Origin of the sequence: Pseudomonas sp. 30_B (assembly GCF_017491605.1) — a bacterium.
Lineage (GTDB): Bacteria > Pseudomonadota > Gammaproteobacteria > Pseudomonadales > Pseudomonadaceae > Pseudomonas.
This window is the reverse complement of record NZ_JAFGYY010000059.1, coordinates 1-1,231: the sequence shown is the minus strand read 5'-3', so window position 1 is coordinate 1,231 and position 1,231 is coordinate 1. Positions and strand designations below refer to the sequence as shown.

Sequence of the window (1,231 nt, the reverse complement as noted above, 5' to 3'; positions counted from 1 at the left end):
TGTACGGACCGGGTACATAGCTGACAGGTGTGCGGGGACATGGTTGACACTTTCCGGCGAGCAGCCTTGTCGGGAATCCACACCATGCCCTGGAACACGAGAGATGCCATGAGCCTGAAAGAGGAATTCGTTGCCCTGGCCTTGCAGCCCGACAGCAACAAGCGAGAGCTTTGTCGACGTTTTGGTATTAGCCCACAAACGGCTTACAAGTGGCTAAAGCGATACCAACAGCAAGGGCGAGAAGGTTTACAGGAGCAATCTCGCCGGCCGCTGCAGAGCCCCGGGCGAACCCCCTCTGCGCTGGAGGCGAAGGTAGTCTCCTTGCGCCAGGCGCACCCGGCCTGGGGCGGACGCAAGATCAGCCATGCTCTGAAGGGCTGCATTGCTCCAAGCACCGTGACCAACGTCCTGCACCGTAACGCGCTGATCCTGCCACCCGAGAAGGAAGCCAAGAAGCCCTGGCAGCGCTTCGAACACGAGGCCCCCAATGACCTCTGGCAGATGGACTTCAAGGGCTACTTCCCGACCCAGCTAGGCCAGTGCCATCCGTTGACGGTGGTCGATGATCACTCCCGTTTCAACCTGGCGCTCCAGGCCTGCGCGAATGAGCGTAAAGAGACCGTTCAGGAAAAACTGACGGATATCTTTCGCCGCTACGGCCTGCCAGCCCGAATCAACACCGACAACGGATCTCCCTGGGGCTCGCCGCGCAACCCAGGAGAATTGTCCGAACTGGGCGTTTGGCTGGTCCGGCTGGGGATTCGCTTGAGCTTCAGTCGCCCCTATCACCCACAAACCAACGGCAAGAACGAGCGCTTCCATCGAGCCCTCAAAGCCGAAGTGCTCAAGGGAAGGCACTTTCACGACCTGATCGAAGCCCAGGCGGCCTTCGATCAGTGGCGGGAAATCTACAACCATCAACGGCCCCATGAAGCACTGGGCTACCAAGTTCCCATGGAGCGCTACCGCCCCAGCCCCTGGTCATTTCCGGAAGAACTGGAGGACTTCGAATACGCCATGGACGATGAGCTGACGAAGGTCTACCACAGCCGGTTTCGCTTTAGAAAACGTTACTTCCGTATCGCCAAAGGGCTGGCTGGGCACCTCATCGCCATACGCCCCAGACCCGATAGCGAGGTGCTGTATGACGTGTACTTCTGCCATCAACTTTTGCGAACTATCGACCTGAACAGCCCCGACTACGGACCATAATGTGTCAACCATGTCCCCG

At 58.8% G+C, this 1,231-nt stretch carries 1 protein-coding gene; it reads left to right on the top strand.

The genetic code is table 11. The features are described 5' to 3' along the window. Positions 1-84: 84 nt before the first annotated feature. Positions 85-1,212 (top strand): IS481 family transposase, encoded by a 1,128-nt coding sequence (locus J5M67_RS27170; protein WP_207888509.1) that lies wholly within the window; start codon positions 85-87, stop codon positions 1,210-1,212. Positions 1,213-1,231 lie beyond the last annotated feature (19 nt).

Bases quoted from the DNA above. Each gene is read 5' to 3' on its own strand.
- J5M67_RS27170 (WP_207888509.1), top strand. From the start codon at position 85: ATGCCCTGGAACACGAGAGATGCCATGAGCCTGAAAGAGGAATTCGTT.